The sequence below is a fragment of the Halosolutus sp. YCN4 genome (assembly GCF_059736495.1).
Genome location: NZ_JCASSM010000004.1, coordinates 32,879 through 58,365 on the forward strand (window position 1 = coordinate 32,879; position 25,487 = coordinate 58,365).

Here is a 25,487-nt window from a genome sequence, read left to right on the forward strand (position 1 = left end):
TACGTCGACAGACGGCACCCCCGGCGAACCGATCGCGAATCTCGAGACCTTGCGCGACCGTGAGGACGTCACGGTTCGCGAGGAATCAGATACCGCCGACCGGGAGGCGCTCGACGAACTCGCGTCCCTCGGCGACCTGGTCGTCGTCGGCGTCACGAACGAGCAGCGATCGGTGTTGCTCCGACGACTGACGGCCGACTGCGCCTGGAAACTGCCCCTCGTCGACGTCGAGGCCGGAGAATCGTACGCCGACGCCGCACGGCGGGCGGTCGAAACGGTCGTCGGCCTCGAGATCGACCCCGACGCGCTCGCGGGCGTGTGGCGATTCGAACTCCGACTCGCGGACGGCGAGCGGACCGAAACGCGGCAGTTCGTCGTGTTCAGTGCGACGCCAGCGGACGGGACGGTCGTGGCCGATCTGGCCGCCCCGGACGCTGAGGAGGACGGCCCCGTCGGCGTCGACTGGTTCGACGACTTGCCGGACGACGCCGAAGAGGCACCGGGGACGCGGCTGTTCTTCGAGTGACTGCCGGCCGATCGTCAGTCGGACGCCCCGACGCGGAGCGGCCGATCGGCCGAGACGCAGTCCACGCCACAGCGATCGAGCAGTTTGGCCAGGCGGAGGCGTTCGATCGGCCAGGCGTGCACTTCGAGGCCGACCGACTTCGCCCGCGGGACGAGTCCCGTGGTCAGGCACCGCCAGTAGCCCGCTCCGACGACGTCGCAGTCGAGTTCGACGGCGGTGGTCACGGGGGCGTCGAGTCGCCTACTGACGAGCAGGCCGATCGGCTGGCTCGCGTCGCGGTCGCGGATCGCCCGCAGTTCGGGTTCGAGAAAGGAGGTCGCGACGACCCGGTTCTCGACGTCGGCGGTCGCGTCGAGGACGTCCGCGGCGATGCCCCGCGCCTTCATTTCGAGGTTGATCTCGACCGACGGCGGTACGGCCGAAAGCACCGCCTCGAGCGTGGGGATTCGCTCGTCCGAGTCGAGGACCGACGCCGCCTGCAGGTCCGCGAGATCGGTGTCCGCGACGACTCCGCCACGCCCCGTCACGCGGTCGATCGTCTCGTCGTGGATGACGACGAGTTCCCCCGATCCACACCGGCGCACGTCGAACTCGACGGCGTCGGCGTACTCGGCAGCGGACCGGACGGCGGCGATCGTGTTCTCCGGTGCCGTCGCGGCGAACCCGCGGTGGGCGATCAGTCGCATTCGGGTACAGTGTCGATCGCGATCGATATCAGTGTCCCGCCTCAGCGATCCGCTTCCTGCCGAATCCGGCGGCGGTCCAAATTGCTTAGCAAGTAGCCTTAACCCGGATAGATTCTTATCGAAAGGTACCGTCACCATGCATTACGTTCTCCGACCTGTATACGATCGACGATCCGAACTATGACCGGCACGTCGCAGTCCCCCGTTGACTCGATCGACGTTCTCCTCGTCGAAGACAATCCCGGCGACGTCCGACTCACCCGGGAAGCGTTCAACGCGGTCCCGGCCGACATCTCGCTTCACGTTACGACGGACGGAACCGAGGCCCTCGACTGTCTGTCCAGTCAACTCGAGGAGCCGTCGGCCTCGCTCCCGGATCTCGTCCTGCTGGACCTGAACCTGCCCCGGATGGGCGGGTTCGAATTCCTCGAACACGTCCGGTCGGACCCGGACCTCGCGAACCTCCCCGTGCTCGTGTTGACGAGTTCGGAGGCGACCGAGGACGTCCGGGAGAGCTACGACCGGTGTGCGAACGCTTACCTCACCAAACCGACCGATCCCGACGAGTTCGTCACGATCGCGGAGGCCGTCGTGAACTTCTGGTTCGAACGGGCGGCCCTCCCGCCGATTCCCTCGTAGGGCGGCGATCGACACGAATCGCGTCGCTTCGACGGTCATTTCATCGATCGTTCGGCCCCGCCATTGATCTACCGGGGCGTCGACAGGGTTCCGTATGGGAGCCACGACAGCGTTCGACGTCGATTTCGATGGGACGGTCGCCGTGATAACCGGTGCAAGCGGGGCGCTGGGCAGCGCCGCAGTCGATCGATTCCGGGCGGCGGGCGCGACGGTCTGTGCCGTTGACGTCGTCGAACCGGACGCCGACGACAGCCTGCTCGACGCCGATGACGAGGGCATCCACTTCTACGAGGCGGACCTGACCGACGAGGCCGACGTCGCGGACCTCGTCTCGACCGTCGTCGACGACCACGGCCGGATCGACCACCTCCTGAACGTCGCCGGCACCTGGCGCGGCGGCGACCCGATCGAAGAAACCGACGTCGAGGAGTTCGACATGCTCGTCGACGTGAACCTGAAGACGGCGTTCCTGGCCTCGAAACACGCACTGTCACACCTGCAGGAGACCGAGGGTTCGATCGTCAGCGTCAGCGCCCGATCGTCGCTGGAGGGCGGCGAGGGTGACGGGCCCTACCGGATCACCAAGGCAGGGATTCGTCTGTTGACCGAGACGCTGGCCGAGGAGAACCGCGGGACAGTCCGCGCCAACTGCGTCATGCCGAGCGTGATCGACACCCCGATGAACCGGGAGATGATGCCCGATTCGGACCACGACTCGTGGGTCGAACCCCGTGAGATCGCCGACGTGATGGCCTTCCTCTGTAGCGACGGCGCGTCGGTGACAAGCGGTGCGGCCGTGCCGGTCTACGGGGAGGCCTGAGGTCGAATCCGGAACCGGCGTTGAAATTGCCGGTTGACAGGTGGTCGATTTCGTGCCCGAAACCGGGCCGAAAGCCGGCTAATCGTGAGACAACGACGGTGTGTCGTGAAGTATATCAACCCGGGGAATAAGACCTGCACGTATGAGTACGGGTAACGTAAGGGGAAAGCTCTCACACCTGACGACTCAGGAGCTGGTGGGGGGCATTCTCCTGCTTGGAATCGTGATTCTCGGCCTCGACCTCGTTCGATTGCTCGTGACCGGCGAGTTACCGCTCGAACGTCTGTTGTCGTACACGTGGAACGGAATCGTCGACTCGCTATACATCGGCCTCGCCGCGATCGGGCTGTCGATGACCTACAGTATCCTGCGGTTCGCGAACTTCTCGCACGGTGATCTCATCACGACCGGCGCGTTCTCGGGGTGGACCGTCGCCTATCTCGTCGGCGGACTCGGCGTCGCGGACCTGAGCAGTCGCCTCTTGCTCCGGGCCAACGGCGGCGCACAGCCCGGGTCGGTCGGGATGGACATCCTCGCGTCCCCGATCGCGATCGTCCTCGGACTCCTCGTGGCCGTCCTCGTGACGATCCTCGTCGCGCTAGCAATCGATCGGGTCATCTACCGCCGACTGCGCGACGAGGGCGGCATCCCGTTGCTCATCGCCAGCGTCGGAGTCGCGCTCGCGCTCCGGTACCTCATCGCGATATTCTACACGACCGAGACGCGGATCGTGGTCGCGTCACCGCCCGAGTGGGCTGGCATCGACCTTCACCAGGCGACGCTCGTCGTCTCGGGGGTGTCCCTGATGGTCGGCATTCACCTGCTGTTGCAGTACACGAAACTCGGCAAGTCGATGCGGGCGATGTCCGACAACAAGGACCTCGCGCTCATCACGGGCATCCCGACCGAGCGCGTGATCTTCGCGACCTGGGTGATCGGGGCCGGCCTGGCGGGGGCCGCCGGCTACCTCATCGTCCTCAATCGCGGCCAGATCACGATCAACCTCGGCTGGTTCCTCCTGTTGTTGATCTTCGCGGCCGTCATCCTCGGCGGCATCGGGTCGATCTACGGGGCGATCGCGGGGTCACTCGTCATCGGCGTCACGATCAATCTCTCGCTCATCTGGATCCCCTCGGACATGAACGAGATCGCGGCGTTCGTGCTGATGATCCTCGTGTTGATTTTCCGGCCCGACGGGCTGTTCAGCGGGGTGGAGACGGCATGACGTCGTTCACCGATCGAGCCCTCGAGGCCCTTCCCGACGGCGTCGCCGACTGGATAACCGAGTCGGGACGGCCCCAGTGGCAGGACGACCTGTTGCTCATCGGGGGCATCGTGCTGGCGACCTACGTTCTCTTCACCGCGATCGGACTCCTGTTCGGCGTCGGTGCCAACTCGATCGTCGGCACGCTCCAGCAGATTACGTTCTTCGCGGCCGTCTACGGACTCACCGCGCTCGCGTTGAACCTCCACTGGGGGTACACCGGACTGTTCAACATCGGCGTCGCCGGATTCATGGCCGTCGGTGCGTACACGATGGCGATCCTGACCGCCGCGCCGGACGGTTCGCCCCCCGGCCTGGGGCTCCCGATGATCGTCGGCGTCGTCGGCGGGATGATCGCCGCCGCGATCGTCGGCTTCGTCGCGGCGTTGCCGGCCCTCCGCGTGCGCGCCGACTATTTCGCGATCGTCACGCTCGGCCTCTCCGAGATCATTCGTCGCGCCCTGCTTTCGCGATCGCTCCAGGAGTTCGACATCGCGGGGTACACGCTCGGGACCGGCGGCGGCAGCGGGATCCGCGCGCCGCCGACCGGCGTCATCGCGAATTACCTGCTCTACGGCAGTGCCGACCGGTCCAGCGATCCGACCGTCCTCGGCGACCTGCTGCTCAACCTGGGGATCCGGGAGTCGATCGTCGTGAACGGCGTCTACACGCTCGTGTTGATCGCCTTCGTCGTCGTCTTCTACCTGCTGTTGACCCGGATCGCCTACTCCCCGTTCGGTCGGGTGCTGAAGGCGATCCGCGAGGACGAACTCGCGGCCCGATCGCTCGGGAAGAACACGAACCGCACGAAGATCAAGGTCTTCATGCTCGGCTGTGGGCTCATGGGGCTCGCCGGAATCCTCTGGCAGGGGAGTCGCACCCTCATCAGTCCGAACAACTTCATGCCGATCGTGACCTTCTACATCTTCGTCGCGCTCATCGTCGGTGGGTCGGGATCGAACACCGGGAGCGTCATCGGCGGCTTCGTGTTCGCCGCGTTCCTCTACGAGGGCCCGCGATTCCTCCGGACGATCATCAGGGCGAACTTCGACGTCCGATCGCCGCCCACCATCTACGACGCGTTCGTCGACCTCGGTTCGGGCGACCCGACCGCACTGGTCGGCTACGCGATCGGGAGCCTCGACGAGATCCGGTTCATTTTCATCGGGATCGTACTGATACTGTTCATGATCTGGCGTCCCGACGGCCTGCTCGGCCACCGAAAGGAGATCGCGGCCGCCACCGACCTCTCACGTCGGCCCGCCGCGACCGACGGAGGTGAGACCGATGAGTGACGTGGAAACGGAGCCACAGTCGGCCGATAGCACCCGTCCAAGCGACGAATCGATGCCGCGATCGACCGGCGAGTCGATCCTGGAACTTCGGAATCTCGTGAAGCGCTTCGGCGGCATCACCGCCGTCGACGGTGCGAGTTTCGAAGTCGAGCGCGGCACGATCACCGGCCTGATCGGTCCGAACGGGGCCGGGAAGTCGACGACCTTCAACTGTATCACGGGCGTTCACGAACCGAACGCGGGGTCGGTCGTCTTCGACGGCGAGGAGATCACCGGTCTGGAACCGTACCAGATCGCCAATCGCGGACTCGTCCGGACGTTCCAGATCGCCCGCGAGTTCCCCGAGATGACCGTCCTCGAGAACATGATGCTCGCACCGAAAGCCCAGCTCGGGGAATCACTGTGGCGATCGGTCACGCCGGTCGCCAGAGCGGAAGTCGTCGAACAGGAAGGCGAAATGCGAGAACGGTCCTGGGAGATGCTCGAGTTCTTCGAGATCGATCACCTCGCCCACGAGTACGCCGGGAACCTCTCCGGCGGCCAGCGAAAGCTGCTCGAACTGGCGCGGGCGCTGTTGACGGAGCCGGAGATGCTCCTGCTGGACGAGCCGATGGCGGGGGTCAACCCGTCGCTCGAGAAGAAGCTCTTAGAGCACATCCACGAACTCCAGGAACAGGGGTACACGTTCCTCCTGGTCGAACACGACATGGACGTCATTATGAACCACTGCGAACACGTCATCGTCATGCACCAGGGATCGGTTCTCGCCGAAGGGGTGGCCGAAGAGATCCAGTCCAACGAGGCGGTTGTCGAGGCCTACCTCGGAGGTGACGTCTGATGGCGCTTCTCGACGTATCGGGCCTCGACGCCGGATACGGCGATCTCCAGATCCTCGAAGGCGTCGACATGACCGTCGACGAGGGGGAGTACGTCACCATCGTCGGCCCGAACGGGGCCGGGAAATCGACCGTCATGAAGTCGATCTTCGGGCTGACCACCTACATGGGCGGCTCGGTCGACTTCGACGGCGAGGAGATCAGCGCACGCCGGCCCGAGGACATCATCTCGACGGGCATCGGGTACGTCCCACAGAACGACAACGTCTTCCCGTCGCTGTCGGTCAAGGAGAACCTCGAGATGGGCGCGTACATCCTCGACGACGTGCCGGAAGACCGGATTCGCCGGATCTACGATCGGTTCCCCATCCTCGAACAGCGCAAGTCCCAGAAAGCGGGGACGATGAGCGGCGGGCAACAGCAGATGCTCGCGATGGGGCGAGCGCTGATGCTCGATCCCAACCTGTTGATGCTCGACGAACCGAGCGCCGGGCTCGCGCCGGATCTGGTCGACGACATGTTCGATCGGATCGACGAGATCAACGACGACGGCACGGCGGTCCTGCTCGTCGAGCAGAACGCGAAGGAGGCGCTGCGACGGTGTGAGCGGGGCTACGTCCTCGTCCAAGGCCAGAACAGGTACGAGGACAGCGGCGACGCCCTGCTCGCGGACGAGCAGGTGCGCCAGGACTTCCTCGGCGGATAGCGCGGTTCTCGGACGCTGTTCTGCACCGTTCGACTGACCCGGACTCTCGTTGTCGATCGATACTGGTGGTCGCCACAGCGGATGCTGGAGGGGACCTCGCGACCCCGCCAAAAAAGGTCGATACCGATACGTCGCGGCCGAGTCGGTTACGCTTCGAATTCGATCTCCTCGACCGTCTCGACGCCGTCTTCGCTGAATTCGAAGATCTCGTAGGTGACGGCCTGCATGTCGCCGTTGTCGTCGAAGTTGACGCTGCTCGAGGCTCCCTGATAGTTGACGGCGTCGCCGTCGGCGACCATCTGGACGGCCTCGGCGAGGTTGCTCGGACCGACGTCTTCGCCGTCCGGGTTTGCGACGTCACGGAGGCTGTCGCGGATCGCGGAGCCGGTCGTCTCGCCGGCGGCGATGCTCGCGAGGATGTTGACGGCCGTCGCGTCGTAGGCCTGGGCGTTGAACACGCCGGGTTCGCTGCCGTACTCGTCCTGGTACAGTTCGTTGAACGCGTCCTCCTCGGGACCGGCGGCGAGCGGAGCCGTCCCCACGACGTTCTCCATCGCGTTGTCGACGTTGCCGGGCAGGTCGCCGTCACGAAGGCCGTCGGTCACCATGATCGTCTGACCGGTGTCGAACTCGCTGTAGTAGTCCCGGAAGATCTGTTCGCCGCTGGCCGGGTAGCCGATGACGATCATCATGTCCGGATCGTCGGCCAGGGCGTTCTCGAGTGCGGACGTGTACGACGGCTGTTCGGCCTCGAAGCCGACGGTCTCGGTGACTTCGCCGCCGAGGTCCTCGAAGGCGCCGACGAACGAGTCCGAGAGCTGCTGGCCGTAGTCGTTGTTGAGGTAGAACGACGCGGCCGACTCGAGACCGCGCTCCTCGTAGGCGACTTCCGCCATGACCTCACCCTGCAACGCGTCGCTGGGACAGGTCCGGAATACGAAGTCGTCGTCCTCGAGGTCCGTGATCGTCGGGGCGGTACTGGCCGGCGAGATGCCGACGACGCCGTTCGGAATCAGGACGTCCTCCGCGACCGTGATCGTCACCTGCGAGGACGCCGCGCCGGTGATCGCCGGGTAGCCGGCGTCGACGAGCGACTGTGCGCCGCTGACCCCGGCGTCGGCCGTCGATTCGGTGTCCTCTTCGCGGATGTCGATCGTGAAATCGACGTCTTCGTTCTCGAGTTGTGTTCCGGGAAGGACCGCCGCATCCCGGATCGGTGCGCCGAGGTTCCCGAGGTCACCCGTAACCGGCTGGAGAACGCCGACCATCGCGTCTGCGTCTCCGCCGCTTCCGTTATCGCCACCAATACAGCCAGCGAGGCCCGCGATACTCGCAGCACCCAACCCGCTGAGTACGCGTCGTCGGTTAAGTCCCATTGCTATGGAGTTACAAGGATAGTTCTAGTATAAGACTCTTTTTGTGAGGGGATCGATACTGTGTCGGTTCGCCGGGGTGACCTCGATCGATCGAAGCTGACGGTGGCGATCGTGCGGGACGGGAACACGTCACCTTCATGGGAAATAATACGAGTTACAGAACGCTTTTTATTCCGGTGACCGTTGCCTCGGGCAATGAGTTGGCACGGGAGGGAGTCCCTATGACGATGGAAGACCGCATCGACGAGCTAGAGGACCTCCGCGACGAGGCACGCCAGGGCGGTGGCGAGGAACGGATCCAGAAACAACACGACAAGGGGAAGATGACCGCCCGCGAGCGGATCGACTACTTCCTCGACGACGGTACCTTCACGGAGTTCGACCAGCTCCGGACCCACCAGACGAGCCAGTTCGGGATGGAGGAAAAGAAAATCCCGGGCGACGGCGTCGTCACGGGCTACGGCGAGGTCAACGGCCGGACCGTCTTCGTCTTCGCCCACGACTTCACCGTCTTCGGTGGCTCGCTCGGGGAAGTCTTCGCCGAGAAGATCTGCAAGGTGATGGACATGGCGATGGAGGTCGGGGCCCCGATCGTCGGGCTCAACGACTCCGCCGGCGCGCGCATCCAGGAGGGCGTCAAGAGTCTCGCCGGCTTCACCGAGATCTTCCGGCGCAATCAGGAGGCAAGCGGCGTGGTCCCCCAGATCTCCTCGATCATGGGCCCGTGTGCCGGCGGTGCGGTCTACTCCCCGTCGATCACCGACTTCATCTTCATGGTGAAAGACACGAGCCACATGTACATCACCGGGCCCGGCGTCACCAAGACCGTCACGGGCGAGGAGGTCACCCACGAGGAACTCGGCGGGGCGATGACCCACGCCGGCAAGACCGGGGTCGCCCAGTTCGCCTGCGAGACTGAAGAACAGGCGCTCGACGACATCAAGCGACTCCTCTCGTATCTCCCCCAGAACAACGTCGAGGACCCGCCCCGCGTCGAGCCGTGGGACGATCCCGATCGCCGCGACGACGCGCTCGAGAGCATCGTTCCCCCGAGTCCGCAAAAGCCCTACGACATGACCAACGTCATCGACTCGGTGGTCGACGAAGGGTCGTTCTTCGAGGTCGCCGAGAACTTCGCGAAGAACATCGTCGTCGGCTTCGGTCGCCTCGACGGCCGATCGGTCGGGATCGTCGCCAACCAGCCGCGGGTCAACGCCGGGACGCTCACCGTCGACGCTTCGATGAAAGGATCGCGGTTCGTCCGGTTCTGTGATTCGTTCAACATCCCGATCGTCACGTTCGTCGACGTGCCCGGCTACATGCCCGGCACCGACCAGGAACACCGCGGGATCATTCGCCACGGTGCGAAGTTACTCTACGCGTACGCGGAGGCGACGGTGCCGCTGCTGACGGTCATCACGCGCAAGGCCTACGGGGGTGCCTACTGCGTGATGGCCTCGAAGAACCTCGGCGCGGACGTCAACTACGCGTGGCCGACCGCCGAAATCGCCGTCATGGGGCCACAGGGCGCGGTCAACATCCTCTACCGGAAGGAACTCGAGGAGGCCGAGAACCCGGACGAACTGCGCGACGAACTCATTGAGGAGTACCGCGAGGAGTTCGCCAACCCGTACACTGCAACGGACAAAGGGTTCCTCGACGACGTGATCCTGCCAACCGAGACCCGGCCGCGACTGATCGACGACCTCGAGATGCTCGAGACGAAACGCGCGGAGAACCCCGACAAGAAACACGGCAACATCCCGCTGTAATCAGGTCCAATGGCTCACCAGAAACAGGCGAACGCGGCCGAGACGCGCAACTCCACGGTGGACGGCGACGCCGGCGGAACCCGCTCTCACGAAACATCGGGGACGGCCCTGCTCCCCTCGGACGTCGACATCGACATTCCGGACACCGCCGACGAGGAGGAAGCAGCAGCGATCGTCGCGGCGGTCGGGGCCCACCTCCACGACCACGCGCTCGCGGCCGCTGCCGCCGCGGCGGCCGAGGAGGAAACGTGGGACGACAGGCGCTGGGCGTTCGCCGGTCGGGTCCGGGCACAGCAACAGCGGACCGTCCGGGTGCCGCGTGACGCACCGACGAACCCGTGGAGCGCAGCGGGTCGAACCGATCGGTTCTGAAACGACAGCGGTTCGGTTTTCGAGACGCGGGGCGTGAGAACGGTCTTCTCGAGAGGAGGGGCTACCAACGGGTCTTCGACGAACCGCCACGGTGGGTTCCCATCCGTGTGCTGTCCTCGCGATGACTTTGTTCGAACGGCTCCGAGACGGACGGCGTCGGTTCGAGAACCCGCGCCGGACTCGGAGCCAGGCGTACTACTATGACGATCGCTCTTGGATGATTAGGGGTGACCGCCGATGCAATCGAATCGAACACGCCGCCACTCATTGTAACCCGGAGCTATCGGAGAACTGACTGCCCCCGGTCGGAGTATCGGGTGAGTCCGGCGGCGAGACGGGGGCGTTCTCACTGAAATGTCACGAGACGAGCGCGGGCGTGGGACACCGTGGTCGCGATCGGTCGAGAACGTCGTAGAGCGGATCGACGTTTCGCCGGACGAGGGACTGACCGAAGACGACGTCGAGCGCAGACGTGAGCGGTTCGGTCCCAACGAGTTGCACGAGACCGAACGGCGGCGCTGGTACGAGATTCTGGCGGCGCAGTTCACGAGCGTCATCGTTCTGTTGCTCGCGGCTGCGGCCGTCGCGGCGTTCGCGATGGGGGACCTCGTCGAGTCGATCGCCATCTTCGCCGTCCTCGCCGTCAACGGGGTCATCGGCTTCGTCACCGAGATGCGAGCCGTCAGTTCGATGGAGAGTCTGCAGGAGATAACGGAGATTCGAACGCGCGTCCGTCGAGCCGGCGAGGACGTGGAGATTCCGGCGGAAGACCTGGTTCCGGGCGACATCGTCATCCTCGAGGCCGGGGATATCGTCCCGGCCGACCTGCGGGTGATCGAGCCGTCCAAGCTCCAGGTCGACGAGTCGGCGCTCACCGGCGAATCCGTCCCCGTCGGGAAGACGAGCGACCCCCTCGATGAGGACGTCCCGCTCGCCGAGCGGGAGAACATGCTCTACAAGGGAACGTACCTGACCCGGGGGACCGTCGAAGCGGTCGTCGTGGGCACGGGGCCGGACACGGAACTGGGGCAGATCTCGGCCTCGCTCCGGGCGGCGGCCGAGGAGAAGACGCCGCTACAGGAGAAGCTCGACGAGTTGGGCCAGAAACTCGTCCCGTTCCTGCTCGTCGTGGCGACGATCGTTCTCCTGTCCGGCTGGCTCAGGGGCCAGGACCTGTTCCTGATGGTCGAGACGGCCATCGCGCTCGCCATCGCGACCGTACCGGAGGGACTCCCCATCGTCGCCACGCTGGTGCTGGCGAGGGGAATGTGGCGGATGGCGGATCGCAACGCGCTCATCACCAACCTCGCTTCCGTCGAGACGCTCGGGTCGACCACCGTCATCTGCACCGACAAGACGGGGACGCTGACGGAAAACGAGATGACCGTGGCCGCCTACGAACTGGCGAACGGTTCAGTCGAGGTCACCGGGACCGGGCTCGACACCGAGGGAACGTTCCGCCACGGCGACCGGGAACTGGACGAGCCGGCGGACCCCGTGGTGCGGGAGGCGCTCGAGGTGGGCGTGCTCTGTAACAACGCCTCGGTGACCGACGACGGCGAAACGGAGGCCACGGGCGAGCCGATGGAGGCCGCGCTGCTGATAGCAGGACTGAAAGGCGGTGTCGATCGAGACGACCTCCTCGAGGAGCTACCGGAAGTCCGCGAGGTCGCCTTCGACCCGTCGGTCAAGATGATGGCGACGTACCACGATCGCGACGGGCAATACAGGGTCGCCGTGAAGGGCGCCCCGGAAGCGGTTATCGATTCGTCGACCCGGCTGGCGACCGGCGACGGCACCGACCCGCTCTCGGCGACCGAGACGGACGAGTGGCTCGAGAAGAGCGATCGGATGGCCGAAGACGGGTTGCGCGTTCTCGCGCTCGCACGGAAAACGGTGGACACGACGGAGGCGCCGCCGTACGAGGACCTCACGTTGCTCGGCCTGGTCGGCTTCATCGATCCGCCTCGCGAGGAGGTCGCGTCGACGATCCAGGGGTGTCAGGACGCCGGAATGCGAGTCGTCATGGTGACCGGCGATCACGCGGGGACGGCCGCAAACATCGCACGGAGCGTCGGACTGGTGAACTCGGACGACCCAGAGGTCGTCAAGGGAGCACAACTCGACGATCCCGAGGCGCTCTCTGAGGCGGAGACCGATCGGTTCGTGAACGCGTCGATCTTCGCGCGGGTCAGTCCCGAGAACAAACTCGATCTGATCGACCTCCACCAGTCCGTCGGCTCCATCGTCGCCATGACCGGCGACGGCGTCAACGACGCGCCGGCGCTGAAAAGCGCCGATATCGGCGTCGCCATGGGCCAGCGCGGAACGCAGGTCGCCCAGGAGGCGTCGGACATGATCCTGCAGGACGACAACTTCCAGAGCATCTACCACGCCGTCAGGGAAGGGCGGATCATCTTCAGTAACATCCGGAAGTTCGTGCTGTATCTCATGTCCTGCAACCTCAGCGAACTCCTGGCGATCCTCATCGCCGCCCTGCTCGGCTTCCCGCTGCCCTTGCTCCCCCTGCAGATCCTCTTTCTCAACGTCGTCACCGATATCTTCCCGGCGTTCGCGCTCGGTGCCTGTGGCGGTAGCAGGGACATCATGGACCGGCCTCCGAGGGACCCCGACGAAGCGATCATGACGCGGACCCACTGGACCGAACTGGGGCTGTACGGACTGTTGATTTCGATCGCGACGATCGGCGCGTTCGTGATCGGCGGTAGCGTGTACGCCGGCGGCATGGGGACGGAGGAAGCCGTCACCGTTTCGTTCCTCACGCTGGCGTTCGCGCAACTCTGGCACGTGTTCAACGTGCGGGAGATCACGTCCGGTATCCTCCGGAACGAGGTCACCGAGAATCCGTACGTCTGGGGCGCGCTCGGTCTGTCGACGCTGATCCTGTTTGGCGCGGTCTACCTGCCTGGCATCTCGGTGGCGCTGAGTACCGTCCCCATCGGCCTCGAAGGATGGCTGGTGGTGTTCGGGATGAGCCTGATTCCCCTCGGGATCGGGCAGGTGGAACGCGAGTTCCGTCGACGGTTCGGGACGACGTAACCCGGAGCGCTGCCCGAAAACGCGCTCCGTTACGGACGGACACGCCGATCTCCGATCGCGCCGCCTCGCCCGCTTCGATCATAATTGTTCCTCTCTGTTGGGTCCTAGCGGCGAACCACTTGCGAAAAAGTAAGGTAGTGCCCCCGTGACGCTTTCAACAGGAATGTTCAGGAAGGTTCTCGTCGCGAACCGCGGGGAAATCGCCGTCAGAGTGATGCGGGCGTGTGAAGAGCTGAACGTCGGGACCGTCGCGATCTACTCCGAGGCGGACAAGGACTCGGGGCACGTACGCTACGCCGACGAGGCGTACAACGTGGGGCCCGCGCGGGCGGCGGACTCGTACCTGGATCACGAGGCCGTCATCGAGGCCGCGCGGAAGGCCGACGCCGACGCCATCCACCCCGGCTACGGCTTCCTCGCCGAGAACGCCGAGTTCGCGAGCAAGGTCGAGGACGCCGAGGGCATCACTTGGATCGGGCCGTCGGCCGAGGCGATGGAGTCGCTGGGCGAGAAGACGAAGGCTCGGACGATCATGAGCGAGGCCGACGTGCCGATCGTCCCCGGGACTACGGATCCCGTCACCGAACCCGAGGAGGTCAAAGAGTTCGGCGAAGAACACGGCTACCCGATCGCGATCAAGGCCGAGGGCGGCGGCGGCGGCCGGGGGATGAAGGTCGTCTGGGACGAGAGCGAGGTCGAAGACCAACTCGAGAGCGCGAAACGCGAGGGCGAGGCCTACTTCGACAACGATTCGGTCTACCTCGAGCGCTACCTCGAACAGCCCCGGCACATCGAGGTCCAGATCGTCGCCGACGAGCACGGCAACGTCCGTCACCTCGGCGAGCGTGACTGTTCGCTCCAGCGTCGCCACCAGAAGGTCATCGAAGAGGGTCCCTCGGCGGCGCTGACGGACGAACTCCGCGAGAAGATCGGCGAGGCGGCCCGCCGCGGCGTCGCCGCCGCCGACTACACGAACGCCGGGACCGTCGAGTTCCTCGTCGAGGAAGAGCCCGGCCGTGACGGTCCGCTCGGACCGGACGCGAACTTCTACTTCCTCGAGGTCAACACCCGGATCCAGGTCGAGCACACGGTCACCGAGGAGATCACGGGCATCGACATCGTCAAGCGCCAGATCAGGATCGCGGCGGGCGAGGAGATCGACTTCGACCAGGACGAGGTCGAGATCGACGGCCACGCGATGGAGTTCCGGATCAACGCCGAGAACGCGGCCAACGACTTCGCGCCCGCGACCGGCGGCACGCTCGAAACGTACGACCCGCCGGGCGGAGTCGGCGTCCGAATGGACGACGCGCTCCGGCAGGGCGACGACCTCGTCACCGACTACGACTCGATGATCGCGAAGCTGGTCGTCTGGGGCGAGGACCGCGACGAGTGTATCGAGCGATCGCTTCGCGCCCTGCGCGAGTACGACATCGAGGGGATCCCGACGATCATCCCGTTCCACCGGCTGATGCTGACCGACGAGGAGTTCGTCGCGAGTACGCACACGACGAAGTACCTCGACGAGGAACTCGACCAGAGCCGCATCGAGGAGGCCCAGGAGCAGTGGGGCGGCGACGTCGGCGACGGTGGCGCCGAGGACGAGGAGAGCGTCGAACGCGAGTTCACGGTCGAGGTCAACGGCAAGCGCTTCGAGGTCGAACTGGAAGAACACGGCGCGCCGGCGATCCCGACCGGAGACGGCGGCGGGAACGCGCAGGCGGCCAGTCCGCCCCAGCCCGCCGGCGGCTCCGGTGGCGGGAGCACTGGCGCGGTCGAGGGCGACGGCGAGACCGTCGACGCCGAGATGCAGGGGACGATCCTCGACATCGAGGTCGACGTCGGCGACGAGGTCGCAGCGGGCGACGTCCTCGTCGTGCTCGAGGCGATGAAGATGGAGAACGACATCGTCGCCTCCCGCGGCGGCACCGTCGCCGACATCGCCGTCGACGAGGGCGACAGCGTCGACATGGGCGACACGCTGGTCGTGCTCGAGTAAAGTCTCGATCGAGCGCGCCCGACCCACGAACCCCGCGCCGATCGTACCGCTTCTTCCGAGCGACTTCGAGGCCGATCGAGCGCGCCGACTACCGTCCGAACGCGTTCGCCGTTACGACGACGGCGGTCCGCCCCGATATTACAACGTGCACGCGACGCGATCGCATCGTGAGACCCACCACCGGATTCGATCGTGACGCTCACCCGACGATTCGATCGCCGCGTGCGACGATCGGCCCACGAACGGCGGCGCGGACCGCCGTTTCGGGCAGGGCCGAGACCGTGGCGCGGAGTTCGTGTCTCGACGCCCCACAACTGGTATCGGTCAGTCGGTCGGCACGAATCCGGCCACCGTCGCAGTTCGGTTTTCGTCGTATCCTCACGATCGAACGAGAAGGGCCGTCCGCGTACGGACAGCAGTCCGTATCAGTCGTCCGCCGGCGTGCCGGTTGCCGTCCCGTCGTCCCACGGCAACGGTCCGTCGTACTCCTCGGGGACGAACGGACAGAGCGGATCGCTCTCGAGGGGATCGCCGGTGTGGGCGAACGCCCGGGATCGACTCCCGCCACAGACCGATCGGTACGGACAGGCGCCGCACTTTCCCTTGAGTCGATCGCGATCGCGGAGGGACGCGAAGATGTCCGAGTCGCGGTAGAGTTCGTGGACGGGTCGATCGCGGACGTTGCCGGCCGACTCCGGCAGGAAGCCCGAGGGGAAGACCTCGCCGGTGTGGCTGACGAAGGCGAAGCCGTCGCCGGCGACGATGCCGGTCCGGCGGGAGACGCCCTCGTTGCGTTTCGGCGGGCCGTCGGCCCCGTCGGCTGCCGCGGCCCGACGCTGGAGCGACACGCGACGGTAGTGGGGTGCCTCCGTGGTCTTGACTCCGAACGGCGACGTGTCGCTTACCTCGTCGAGCCACGCCATCACGGCGTCGGCCTCGTCGGGATCGATCGGCTCCAGGACCCGCCCGCGCCCCACGGGAACGAGGAAGAAGACGCTCCACATGACGGCCCCAATATCCTCGAGCAGGTCGCGGATCGCGGGGAGTTCGCCCACGGTCTGTCGACAGACGGTCGTGTTGACCTGGACCGGCAGGCCGGCCTCGCGGGCGTCCTCGACGGCCCGGATCGTCTCCGCGAAGCTTCCATCCTCGCCCCGGAACGCGTCGTGGCGCTCGGGCGAGGCACCGTCGAGGCTGACGGCCATCCGTTTCAGGCCGGCGTCGGCGAGGTCCTCGATCCGATCGGCGGTGAGCGAGTGCGTTCCGCTGGGCGTGATCGTCATCCGGTGGCCGAGGTCGTCCCCGTAGGCGACCAGTTCCGTCACGTCCTCGCGGACGAGCGGGTCGCCGCCGGAGAGGACGATCAACTGCCCCTCGCCGAACTCCGCCGCCTGCTCGAGGAGGGCCTTTCCCTCCGCGGTCGAGAGTTCGTCGGGGTGCCGGTTCGGCTTCGCGTCGGCCCGGCAGTGATCGCAGGCCAGCGCACAGGCCTGCGTGAGTTCCCAGATGAGGACGAACGGCCGTTCGGACGTGTCGAACTGGCGGGGGCGCATCGATCGGGAGTCGGGGGCCTCGCTCCAAAGCCGCCACCGTTCTTCCCGCGGGTCGGGAAGACGGGCAAATATGTTCGGGCGACGGGGCGGGTGTTCCCACCCGCTGGGAGTTAGGGGAACGTCCTTCGATCCCGTTTCGAACGTCTAGGCATGGTCGAGAAGGAACAGCGATCGCGGGTCGAGAGCGACGAGCGCGGGAACCCGACCCGACAGTGGGAAGTGTTCGTCCGCCAGGAGGAGGGGAGCCCGATGCGACACGCCGGGAGCGTGGCCGCCGCGAGCGGGCCGGAGGCCCACGAACACGCCTCGCGGCTGTTCGGCTGGTACGCCGTCGACGTCTGGTGCTGTCCCGCCGACGCGGTCGAGCGCTACTCCTCGCGGGGCCTCGCGGCCGACGCCGCCGATCGAGACGGGAATCGCGACGCCGACGGCGCGGACGCGATCGGGGACGGCGAGGAAGCGGAACCGCGCGTGTACGAGGAAACCGAAGGCACCCCGCAGGTGAGCGACTCGTGATCTCGATCAGCAAACTCCTCTGTGACCTCGACGCCGAGGGCGACGGACTGCGATACGACGCGGCCGACGAGTCCTCGAAGCCCCAGATCACCGAGGAGAAACAGCGCCGGCCGGTGGTCGTCTGGAACACGACCCGCCGGTGCAACCTCTACTGCTCGCACTGCTACGCCGGGGCGGACCTCGAACCCGGTACGGGAGAGTTCTCGACGGCCGAGGCGAAGACGTTCCTCGAACAGCTCGCCGACTACGGGGCCCCAGTGATCCTCTTTTCGGGCGGCGAACCGCTCGTCCGGGAGGATCTGGTCGAACTCGTCGACTACGCGGCGGACCTGGGTCTGCGCCCGGTCCTCTCGTCGAACGGGACGCTCCTGACTCGCGAGAAGGCGGCGGCGCTGCGGGACGCCGGCCTCCAGTACGCCGGCATCTCGGTCGACGGGCTCCCGGAGCGAAACGACGCGTTCCGCGGCGAGGAGGGCGCGTTCGACGCGGCCGTCCGCGGCATCGAGAACTGCCTCGACGTCGGCCTCAAGACCGGGCTCCGGTACACGATCACCGAGGCCAACGCGCCGGACCTGGAGGGCGTCGTCGACCTGCTCGTCGACGTCGGCCTCGATCGGTTCTGCTTCTACCACCTCGATTACGGCGGCCGGGGTGCCGACATCGCCGACCTCGACCTGTCGCCCGAGGAAAAGCGGGCTGCGGTCGAACGTCTCGCGGAAATGACGTTGGAGTACCACTCGCAGGGCGAGGAGATCGAGACCCTGCTCGTCGGCAACTACGCCGACGCCGCGTTCCTCGTCGAGTACGCCCGCGAGGAGTTCGGCGAGGCGAAAGCCCGAGCCGTCTACGACCACCTCGAACGAAACGGCGGCGATCCGACGGGCGAGCGGGTCGCCGACGTCGACTACGAGGGCAACGTTCACCCGACCCAGTTCTGGCAGGGCTACAGTCTGGGAAACGTTCGCGATCGGCCGTTCGGCGAGATCTGGGAGGACGAGTCCAACCCGCTCCTGCGCGCGCTCCGGAACCGGGAGGACCACCTGTCCGGGAAGTGCGCGGACTGTCAGTACCAGTCGATCTGCCGCGGCGGCTCCCGACTGCGGGCGCTCGCCGAGACCGGCGACCTCTTCGCGCCGGATCCGCAGTGTTACCTGCGCGAAGACGAGATCCGGGCCGAGGGGGCCGGATCCGCGGTCGGTGGCGCGGCCGATTGAGCGCCGCCCCGGGTCGAGGCCCGAGGTGGTTCGCGTGGCACGAGACGGATACGGAACGACCGTCTACTCCTCGTACAGGGAGTCGAGCACGTAGAGCGCCGCCGCCATCGCGATCACGAGCGGAATCGCTTCTGAGAAGTACCAGACCGATCGGTTCGGATCGAACGCGGCGTTGAGCGTGAAGAACAGCCAGCCGACCGCGACGAGGGCGATCATCGCCCCCAGGCCAAACTGGACGACGAGGAGGAGTCCGACCAGGGTGTCCTCGTACGTTCCGGCGTCGATTCGTAGCTGCGGGTCTGCCCGATCAGTTGACATGCTCCCCAAAGTGTGTTAGACAATAGTAAACGTTCGCATATTTTGCGCGTTCCGGCGGAGAACCGCGGTCGGGCCGGCGCCCCAGGTCATTCGGACGACGCGACGTGAACGCGGGTGACGTGGCCGCCACAGCCACACCGATCGACGTACTCCACGTCGATCCCGTCGAAGGTCGCCTCGAGTTCGTCCCAGAGGTACTCCTCGGGGTGGCCGTGGTCGCCGTGAGTGACGAGGTTGACGTGATAGCCGCCCGCGGTGGCCTCGATCGCGTCCCTGGCCTGTTCGATCACGAGGTCGCGATCGTCGGCGTGGCGGGGTTTCTCGAGGTTCGCGGACCACGAGGCGTCGTGCTCGCGACGCGTCACGGGTTCGACGTCGGCGACGTCTTCGGTCATGGTCTGCCGTTGGCTCTCCGTCTGGGTAAGATCTGAGACGAACCCGTTCGGGACGCCCCGGTCAGCAACAGAACATGAACGGGTAGATCAGCGCGACCCGATCGCCGTCCTCGAGTGTCGTCTCGAATCCCTCGTAGTGCTCGTTGAACCGCCCGTTGATGCAGACGCGGGCGTAGGGCCGGGTCTGGTCACCCTCGGGGTTCTTGCGCCAGGTGCCAGGCAGTTCGTCGGGAACGGGGGCCCAGCCGTGGGCCGTCGCCTCGGCCTCCGTCTCGGCGATGAGCATGTCCTCCACGTCGTACTCTTCGAAGAACGATTCGAGGAACTCCCGGAGCCGATCGCCCTCGAAGGTGTACTCGAGTTCGTTGGTTCCGACGGCGTCGCGGACGTGGCCGGTACATCGGACCTCGACCGTCGTCGTCCGGGCCTCCTGTGCGCGCTGATCGATCGTCGTCTCTGCTGTCATAGGCCACGATAGGACGGCCAGGGGCAAACAGTCCCCTCCGAACGTGTTCGGCTACAACGGGACGGACGTGGCGGCCGTACGATCGCCTATGAACCAGATACCGGGGGGACTGCGGACCGACCAGCAGCCCCCGATGGCGATTCCGCTCCGGCACTTCGTCGTGGCGCTTTCGTTTCTCCTCGTCGCGGCCGTCGGCGGGACCGTCCTGACGGTCACGACGGTGCCCGGGCTCTCGGGGGTCGCACGGATTCACGCGCTGTTGCTCGGCTGGATCGGGCTGACGATCATGGGGGCGATGACCCAGTTCGTCCCCGTCTGGTCCGGCGTGACGATCCACTCGAGACGGCTCGCGATCGCCCAGTTGTGGCTCGTCACCGCCGGACTCGCCGGATTCGTCGCCTGCCTGCTCGCCGGCGCGTTCGCGTGGCTCCCCCTCGTCGCGGCGGCGATCCTGCTGGGTCTCCTGGTGTTCGTCTACAACGTCGGGCGGACGCTGTGGGCGGCCCGACCGCTGGATTTCACCGAGCGCCACTTCGCGCTCGCGCTCGCCTGCTTCGCCACCCTCGCGCCGCTGGGCTACCTCATGGCCGTCGACTTCACGACGCCGGCCTTCGACGGAATCGCCCTCACGAGGGGCGACGTTCTCCTCGTCCACGCGACCCTCGCCCTCTACGGCGCCGTCCTTGCAACGATCGTCGGCGCGCTCGCACAGCTCGGCCAGATGTTCACCCAGGCCGACTTCGACTCGATCGACGAGCGACTGCTGGATCTCGAGCAGGCGCTCTTTCCCGCGGGACTGGTCCTGTTCGCCGCCAGCCGCGGCCTCGGGTCGGAACCGGCCGCCCGAATCGGCGCGCTCGCTCTTCTCGCCGGACTCGCCGCGTTCGCCGTCGTCGTCGCCCGACTACTCCTGCACTCGACGGTCGATCGATCCCCGATGACGAAGCGGTACTGGGTGGTCGTCGCCTCGCTCGCGGCGTGGATCGCGCTCGCGGTGCCGGCGTGGTGGCGCGATCCCGCGAGCTACGCCACGCTGTTCGGGCATCCGGGCGGGACCGACGTGCTCCTCGTCGGGGTCTTCGCGTTCGTCGTGATCGGCTCGCTCTACCACATCGTCCCCTTCATCATCTGGATCGATCGGTACAGCGATCGGCTCGGCTTCGAGCAAGTGCCGATGATCGACGACCTGTACGACGATCGGCTCGAGCGAGCCGACTTCCTGCTGACGCTGGTCGGGTTCGTCGGCCTGGCGGCGGGACCGCTGTTTGCCCTCCCGACGACCGTGGCAATCGCGGGCAGTGTCCTCGTGACGGTCGGATTCGGCCTGTTCGTCCTGAACGTGCTCCTGACGATCCACCGGCACGGTCCGGACGGGATCGCGGGCGTCCTCGCGAGCGGGATCGGATCCGACGAGGACGCCGCGGCGGAGACGGGCGATCCGGACGTCGGCGTTCCCGTGGACGAGTAGTCGGCCCGTCGGCCCGGCTGAAGACGCCCGCCTGGGCTACCGGGGCTACTCCTCGGGGGAGACGTCGACGACCGGCTCCGACCGCTGTGATTCGATCGTTTTCACGACGAGTTCGCCATACTCGGCGGCCGTCAGGTCGCCGGCGTTGTACTGTCCCGCCCACGACGTTTCGACCGTCACGGACCCGTACGACGCCGGCGCGTCGTCGCGGATCGTCGCCCCGAGCGCGACGGTGTCGTAGCCGGCGTCGACCAGCGCCGCGTAGCCGCCCGCGAGCAGGGCGGCATCGTGGAGGTCGCCCTCGCGATAGTGGTCCGCGTTGACGTATTCGAGTACCAGTACGTCCCGCTCTCGCTCGATCGATTCGACCGTCAGGTCGTACTCGTCGAGCGTCGACGCGAGCGCGTCGGGATCGGTGATCTCGGCGCTCGCGAGTTCCGGGATCCGCTCCACGAGCACGGCCGATCGCTCTGTAACGGGGAGCGAAGGGACGTACTCCGCGGTCGGCCACGTCCGGTTTTTCGGGAACTCCGTGCCCATCTCCTCGATGCAGCCGGCGGCTGCGGCGAGCGTAGCGACACCGCCCGCCCGAAGGAGTCGCCGCCGCGTCGTCCCGCGGGGCCGGTCCGATCGCGATCGGTCCATAGCCGGGGGTCGTCCTCGCGGGCCAAATGAATTCGTTCTGCAAACGCCGGCACCGGGCTAAAGGCGCGATTTGTCGTAGGCCCGCCCACCCCAAATGGCGATCGAGCTGTACGACGTCGGGCTGGTCGTGATCGGTGTGGCACTGTTCGGCGTCGCCGTCCTCCCGCGGTTCGTCTCCGGCCGTGCGATCTCGATGCCGATCTTCTTCGTCGCTCTCGGCATGCTCGCATTCGGTGCCCCGATCGGGCTCCCCCCGCCGGACCCGCTAGCGCAGGGGACGACGACGGAACACCTCGCGGAACTGGGCGTCATCGTCGCGCTGATGGGCGTCGGACTGAAGATCGATCGCGTGCCCGGCCTGCGCGCGTGGGCGTCGACGTGGCGACTGCTCGCGATCACGATGCCGCTGTCGATCGCCGGGGCGGCGCTGCTGGGCTGGTGGAGCGGCCTCGTGATCCCGACGGCGATCCTGCTGGGCGCGTGTATCGCACCGACCGATCCGGTACTCGCGTCGGAAGTCCAGGTCCGCGGTCCGGGGATGGGTACCGAAGCGGAACCGCTGGCGGAGGCGGCCGGAAAGCAAGACGAGGTCCGGTTCGCGCTCACCTCCGAGGCGGGGTTGAACGACGGGCTGGCCTTCCCGTTTACGAATCTGGCGATCGCGGTCGCGCTCGCCGGCCTCGCCCCCGGCAACTGGATCGGCGAGTGGCTGCTCGTCGACGTCGGCTACCGGATCGTCGTCGGCGTGCTCCTCGGCCTCCTCCTCGGCTACCTGACCGGTAGACTCGTGTTCGCCACGGAACCGGACACGCCCGTCGCGGAATCGGTTCAGGGGCTGGAGGCCGTCGCCGGAACGCTGCTCGTCTACGGGGCGACCGAACTCGCGGGCGGATACGGGTTCATCGCGGTCTTCGTCGCGGCGCTCGTGGTCCGACACTACGAGCGGACCCACGAGTACAACCGATCGCTCCACGAGGTGAGCGAGTTCGCCGAACAGGTGATGATGGGACTGATCATGCTCTTTTTCGGCGGTGCGATCGTCGGGGGGCTCCTCGACCCGCTCACCGTCGAGGCGATCGTCGCGGCGATCGCGATCGTGTTCGTTGTCCGCCCCCTCGCCGGCGTGGTGGGGTTTCTCGGGTTCGACCGCGATCCCGCCGAGCGGGCGACGATCGCCTTCTTCGGCGTGCGGGGGATCGGCTCGTTCTACTACCTCTCCCACGGGCTGAACGAGGCGGCGTTCCCCGACGCCGATCTCGTGTGGGCCACCGTCGGCGCGGTCGTCCTCCTCTCGATCGTCGTCCACGGGATCACCGCGACGCCGGCGGTCCGCTGGCTCGAGGCGCGGGCGGCGTAGCGCGTCACCGTCCCGGTTCAGCCCGGCCGCGCGTGAAAGACCGCACCGAGAACGGCGGCGTACAGGACCGCACCGAGCACCGAGAGCCAGCGACCGGCCTCGACCAGCGGCGGCATCGGCGCGAGCAAGCCCGCGACCTCGAGTCCCAGCCCGGCGACGAGCACCGCGACCGATAGCCTCGCGGTCCGATCGCCGGTACCCGGGGCCGTGGCGATCGCCGGCGGGTAGAAGTGATAGGTGACGCCGACGATCGTCAGGCCGACGAAGCCGCCGAGCGCGAGTCGGTAGTGGGCGTCGAACGCGGTCGCCGGGACGCTCGCCGCCGGCGCGAACGCGAACCACAGTCCAAGCAGGGCGACGAGTGCACCGGCGCCGACGCCGGCGAGGACCGCCCGGCCCCCCGCGCGGTCCCGTTCGGTCTGTCGGTGGAGGTCGGCGTACGCGATAGCGAATCCGACCAGCGCGATCGCCTCGAGGCCGGCACCGACGCGAAACAGCGTGCCGCCGCGGAAGTCGATCGCGAGCAACGCCGGGGCGAGTGCGCCTGCAGGGAGGACGATCGCGACGAGGGCCGGCGCGGGGTCGGCGACGAGCAGTCGCGGCAACAGCCTGACCCCGATCGCGAACACGAGCAGGGCCGCCGTTCCGGCCGCGAGCAGGTGGGTCGTCGGCGGGCCGTTCCCGGGCAGTCCCGGCGGCCCGACGCCGAGGGCGGCCGCCAGGGAAAGTCCCGACCCGACCAGCAGGTACGCGAGCACGACCGGGATAGCGGCGTTGGCGAATCGATCGACTCGCTCGCGGTGGGCGTCGGTCGCCCCGGTCGCGGTCTCACGGCCGGTCAGGTTGTCCCGGACCGTCCAGAGCAGGCTCGCGGCGAACGCGAGACAGCCGACGAACCAGCCCGTCGCGCCGACGAGGGCGAGCGGCCGGGAGCCGATCCCGGCACCAGCCGCGAACGCGCCGATCGTTCCGACCGTCGCGAGCGGAAGGTGAACCGCCGGCGCCAGCGGAACGGCGAAGGTCCGCCCGAAGTACGAGGGGATCAACTGGTACCCTTTGCCGAAGACGACGTGGAAGACGAAACCGTAGAGGCCGAGCGCGACGGTCGCCGATCGGAGATAGCCGGCGAGCACGGCGACCTGCCACGCGACGAAGAAGGCGACTCCGGTCGCGACGAACGCGCGCGACCAGCGTGCGACCGTCGCAGAACTATTCGCCCCCATCCGCGCCTAGAACGGAGAGGACCGCGTCCCGTCGGTCGCTCCGGCATCCGACTCGCCGGGGACCGCCCCGGTCTCGCGAAACTCGGCTTCGAGGCGCTCCAGCGCCTCGTTCAGTCCCACCGCCTGGTGGTGAGACGGGTGGACGCGAACCCGAACCAGATCGTACTCGTGGCGATCGCGAAGGCCGTTCCACGCCCGGAACGCACCTTTCACGAGCGCGTCGGCCTGCGGGCAGAACTCGGTCGTCGGGGTGAACTCGGCGCGCAACACGGCCGGATCGTCCGCGTCTTCGGCGTACCTGAACCCCGCTTCCGGGTGGCGACGATCGAGGTTGAGTTTCGCGAGGTTGTAGCCGAACGTCGCGTCGTAGACGCCGCGCTCTTCGAAGCACTCCCGCGTGAGGGCGTGGAAGGCGGCGTGTCTCGACCCGTCGAGGAGGTCGTGCTCGGTCAGGAACGGGCCGGGATCCGGGACGTTCTCGGGAACGAACGCGCCCCAGTCGTCGAAGCCGGGATCGGCTGCCGAGTCGGACGCGGACGACGCGCGTGAGAACGGGTTCATACTCGTGCGTACGGACGTGATCGTCCAGTACCTCCTCCCGAACATGTACCCCTGTCCGATCGTCGGGCATCGACCGGCCCGTCGCGTTCGATTCGCGGACGGCCGAGAATGGGCGAAGACGTTCGGGGGTACCTTCTGGTCGCTATCCGCGCAACTCGCGGGCGATGGCCGCTGGATCCCCGTCCGATCGCGAACGCGACTCGTTGTCCGTACAGTGTCTCCAGCGAGCCTGCGACGTGGAACGCGAGCAACGCGCCCGAGCGATCGAGCGCCTGGAGTCGGCCGCTGGCGACGACCTCACGGACGAACAGCGCGCGCTCGTCGCGGACCTGGCGCGATCGCTCACCACCGCCCTGGCACCGGTCGTCATCGAGACGGTTCAACGGTCCGGTGACACGGAGAACTAACGAACCCGTGCCC

At 66.9% G+C, this 25,487-nt stretch carries 25 protein-coding genes; 16 read left to right on the top strand and 9 right to left on the bottom strand.

Features of this window, described 5'->3' with window-relative positions:
- Window positions 1–49 precede the first annotated feature (49 nt).
- Complete coding sequence (locus AC6I6X_RS14900) at window positions 50–526, top strand: NUDIX domain-containing protein (protein WP_497931337.1); 477 nt, start codon at window positions 50–52, stop codon at window positions 524–526.
- Window positions 527–540: 14 nt separating this feature from the next.
- On the opposite strand, the gene AC6I6X_RS14905 is transcribed toward AC6I6X_RS14900, so the two are convergent.
- Window positions 541–1,212 (bottom strand): glycerophosphodiester phosphodiesterase, encoded by a 672-nt coding sequence (locus AC6I6X_RS14905; protein ID WP_497931338.1) that lies wholly within the window; start codon window positions 1,210–1,212, stop codon window positions 541–543.
- A gap of 180 nt (window positions 1,213–1,392) precedes the next feature.
- Between AC6I6X_RS14905 and AC6I6X_RS14910 the strand changes: the two genes are divergently transcribed.
- From AC6I6X_RS14910 to AC6I6X_RS14935, 6 genes are all read left to right on the top strand, one after another.
- Window positions 1,393–1,851 (top strand): response regulator, encoded by a 459-nt coding sequence (locus tag AC6I6X_RS14910; RefSeq protein ID WP_497931339.1) that lies wholly within the window; start codon window positions 1,393–1,395, stop codon window positions 1,849–1,851.
- A gap of 94 nt (window positions 1,852–1,945) precedes the next feature.
- On the top strand, window positions 1,946–2,671 hold the full coding sequence (locus AC6I6X_RS14915; RefSeq protein ID WP_497931340.1) for an SDR family oxidoreductase: 726 nt from the start codon (window positions 1,946–1,948) through the stop codon (window positions 2,669–2,671).
- A 142-nt stretch (window positions 2,672–2,813) separates the two neighbouring features.
- Window positions 2,814–3,896, top strand: a complete 1,083-nt coding sequence (locus tag AC6I6X_RS14920; RefSeq protein ID WP_497931341.1) for a branched-chain amino acid ABC transporter permease — start codon at window positions 2,814–2,816, stop codon at window positions 3,894–3,896.
- Window positions 3,893–5,230, top strand: coding sequence for a branched-chain amino acid ABC transporter permease (locus AC6I6X_RS14925; RefSeq protein ID WP_497931342.1), 1,338 nt, complete (start codon window positions 3,893–3,895; stop codon window positions 5,228–5,230). Before AC6I6X_RS14920 ends, AC6I6X_RS14925 begins: the two co-directional genes overlap by 4 nt.
- Window positions 5,231–5,282: 52 nt before the next feature.
- Window positions 5,283–6,068 carry an ABC transporter ATP-binding protein gene (locus AC6I6X_RS14930; protein WP_497931855.1) on the top strand — a complete coding sequence of 262 codons (786 nt, stop codon included), beginning with the start codon at window positions 5,283–5,285 and terminating at the stop codon, window positions 6,066–6,068.
- Window positions 6,068–6,772, top strand: coding sequence for an ABC transporter ATP-binding protein (locus AC6I6X_RS14935; RefSeq protein WP_497931343.1), 705 nt, complete (start codon window positions 6,068–6,070; stop codon window positions 6,770–6,772). Before AC6I6X_RS14930 ends, AC6I6X_RS14935 begins: the two co-directional genes overlap by 1 nt.
- Before the next feature lie 146 nt (window positions 6,773–6,918).
- On the opposite strand, the gene AC6I6X_RS14940 is transcribed toward AC6I6X_RS14935, so the two are convergent.
- Window positions 6,919–8,148, bottom strand: a complete 1,230-nt coding sequence (locus AC6I6X_RS14940; protein ID WP_497931344.1) for an ABC transporter substrate-binding protein — start codon at window positions 8,146–8,148, stop codon at window positions 6,919–6,921.
- A gap of 227 nt (window positions 8,149–8,375) precedes the next feature.
- Here AC6I6X_RS14940 and AC6I6X_RS14945 point away from each other — a divergent pair, with 227 nt between their 5' ends.
- From AC6I6X_RS14945 to AC6I6X_RS14960, 4 genes are all read left to right on the top strand, one after another.
- A complete protein-coding gene (locus AC6I6X_RS14945) occupies window positions 8,376–9,920 on the top strand; it encodes an acyl-CoA carboxylase subunit beta (RefSeq protein ID WP_497931856.1) in 1,545 nt (514 codons plus the stop codon).
- A gap of 9 nt (window positions 9,921–9,929) precedes the next feature.
- The gene (locus tag AC6I6X_RS14950; protein WP_497931345.1) at window positions 9,930–10,292 is read left to right on the top strand and encodes a DUF8022 family protein; all 363 of its coding nucleotides are present in this window, start codon (window positions 9,930–9,932) and stop codon (window positions 10,290–10,292) included.
- Window positions 10,293–10,646: 354 nt separating this feature from the next.
- The gene (locus AC6I6X_RS14955; protein WP_497931346.1) at window positions 10,647–13,352 is read left to right on the top strand and encodes a cation-translocating P-type ATPase; all 2,706 of its coding nucleotides are present in this window, start codon (window positions 10,647–10,649) and stop codon (window positions 13,350–13,352) included.
- Between the two features lie 163 nt (window positions 13,353–13,515).
- Window positions 13,516–15,351, top strand: a complete 1,836-nt coding sequence (locus AC6I6X_RS14960; RefSeq protein WP_497931858.1) for an acetyl-CoA carboxylase biotin carboxylase subunit — start codon at window positions 13,516–13,518, stop codon at window positions 15,349–15,351.
- Window positions 15,352–15,776: 425 nt separating this feature from the next.
- On the opposite strand, the gene AC6I6X_RS14965 is transcribed toward AC6I6X_RS14960, so the two are convergent.
- Window positions 15,777–16,904 (bottom strand): TIGR04053 family radical SAM/SPASM domain-containing protein, encoded by a 1,128-nt coding sequence (locus AC6I6X_RS14965; protein ID WP_497931347.1) that lies wholly within the window; start codon window positions 16,902–16,904, stop codon window positions 15,777–15,779.
- Window positions 16,905–17,054: 150 nt separating this feature from the next.
- On the opposite strand from AC6I6X_RS14965, the gene AC6I6X_RS14970 reads away from it, so the two are divergent.
- Window positions 17,055–17,420: an Htur_1727 family rSAM-partnered candidate RiPP gene (locus tag AC6I6X_RS14970; RefSeq protein ID WP_497931348.1), complete on the top strand. Its 366-nt coding sequence runs from the start codon at window positions 17,055–17,057 to the stop codon at window positions 17,418–17,420.
- Window positions 17,417–18,634, top strand: coding sequence for a TIGR04347 family pseudo-SAM/SPASM protein (locus AC6I6X_RS14975; RefSeq protein ID WP_497931349.1), 1,218 nt, complete (start codon window positions 17,417–17,419; stop codon window positions 18,632–18,634). The genes AC6I6X_RS14970 and AC6I6X_RS14975 overlap by 4 nt, the downstream gene beginning before the upstream one ends.
- 63 nt (window positions 18,635–18,697) lie before the next feature.
- Here AC6I6X_RS14975 and AC6I6X_RS14980 read toward each other — a convergent pair whose 3' ends face one another.
- The 3 genes from AC6I6X_RS14980 to AC6I6X_RS14990 form a co-directional block, all read right to left on the bottom strand.
- Window positions 18,698–18,952: a hypothetical protein gene (locus tag AC6I6X_RS14980; RefSeq protein ID WP_497931350.1), complete on the bottom strand. Its 255-nt coding sequence runs from the start codon at window positions 18,950–18,952 to the stop codon at window positions 18,698–18,700.
- 86 nt (window positions 18,953–19,038) lie between these two features.
- Window positions 19,039–19,347, bottom strand: a complete 309-nt coding sequence (locus AC6I6X_RS14985) for a CGCGG family putative rSAM-modified RiPP protein (RefSeq protein ID WP_497931351.1) — start codon at window positions 19,345–19,347, stop codon at window positions 19,039–19,041.
- Between the two features lie 61 nt (window positions 19,348–19,408).
- Window positions 19,409–19,813: a ubiquitin family protein gene (locus AC6I6X_RS14990; protein WP_497931352.1), complete on the bottom strand. Its 405-nt coding sequence runs from the start codon at window positions 19,811–19,813 to the stop codon at window positions 19,409–19,411.
- Window positions 19,814–19,901: 88 nt separating this feature from the next.
- Here AC6I6X_RS14990 and AC6I6X_RS14995 point away from each other — a divergent pair, with 88 nt between their 5' ends.
- A complete protein-coding gene (locus tag AC6I6X_RS14995; protein WP_497931353.1) occupies window positions 19,902–21,281 on the top strand; it encodes a hypothetical protein in 1,380 nt (459 codons plus the stop codon).
- Window positions 21,282–21,326: 45 nt separating this feature from the next.
- Here the strand turns inward: AC6I6X_RS14995 and AC6I6X_RS15000 are convergent, their stop codons facing one another.
- Complete coding sequence (locus AC6I6X_RS15000) at window positions 21,327–21,926, bottom strand: DUF8159 domain-containing protein (protein WP_497931354.1); 600 nt, start codon at window positions 21,924–21,926, stop codon at window positions 21,327–21,329.
- A 94-nt stretch (window positions 21,927–22,020) separates the two neighbouring features.
- Here AC6I6X_RS15000 and AC6I6X_RS15005 point away from each other — a divergent pair, with 94 nt between their 5' ends.
- The gene (locus AC6I6X_RS15005; RefSeq protein ID WP_497931355.1) at window positions 22,021–23,283 is read left to right on the top strand and encodes a cation:proton antiporter; all 1,263 of its coding nucleotides are present in this window, start codon (window positions 22,021–22,023) and stop codon (window positions 23,281–23,283) included.
- A 17-nt stretch (window positions 23,284–23,300) separates the two neighbouring features.
- Here AC6I6X_RS15005 and AC6I6X_RS15010 read toward each other — a convergent pair whose 3' ends face one another.
- Complete coding sequence (locus AC6I6X_RS15010) at window positions 23,301–24,506, bottom strand: hypothetical protein (protein WP_497931356.1); 1,206 nt, start codon at window positions 24,504–24,506, stop codon at window positions 23,301–23,303.
- A gap of 6 nt (window positions 24,507–24,512) precedes the next feature.
- On the bottom strand, window positions 24,513–25,112 hold the full coding sequence (locus AC6I6X_RS15015) for a DUF7998 family protein (RefSeq protein WP_497931357.1): 600 nt from the start codon (window positions 25,110–25,112) through the stop codon (window positions 24,513–24,515).
- 119 nt (window positions 25,113–25,231) lie between these two features.
- Between AC6I6X_RS15015 and AC6I6X_RS15020 the strand changes: the two genes are divergently transcribed.
- On the top strand, window positions 25,232–25,474 hold the full coding sequence (locus AC6I6X_RS15020) for a hypothetical protein (RefSeq protein WP_497931358.1): 243 nt from the start codon (window positions 25,232–25,234) through the stop codon (window positions 25,472–25,474).
- The last annotated feature ends 13 nt before the right edge of the window (window positions 25,475–25,487 follow it).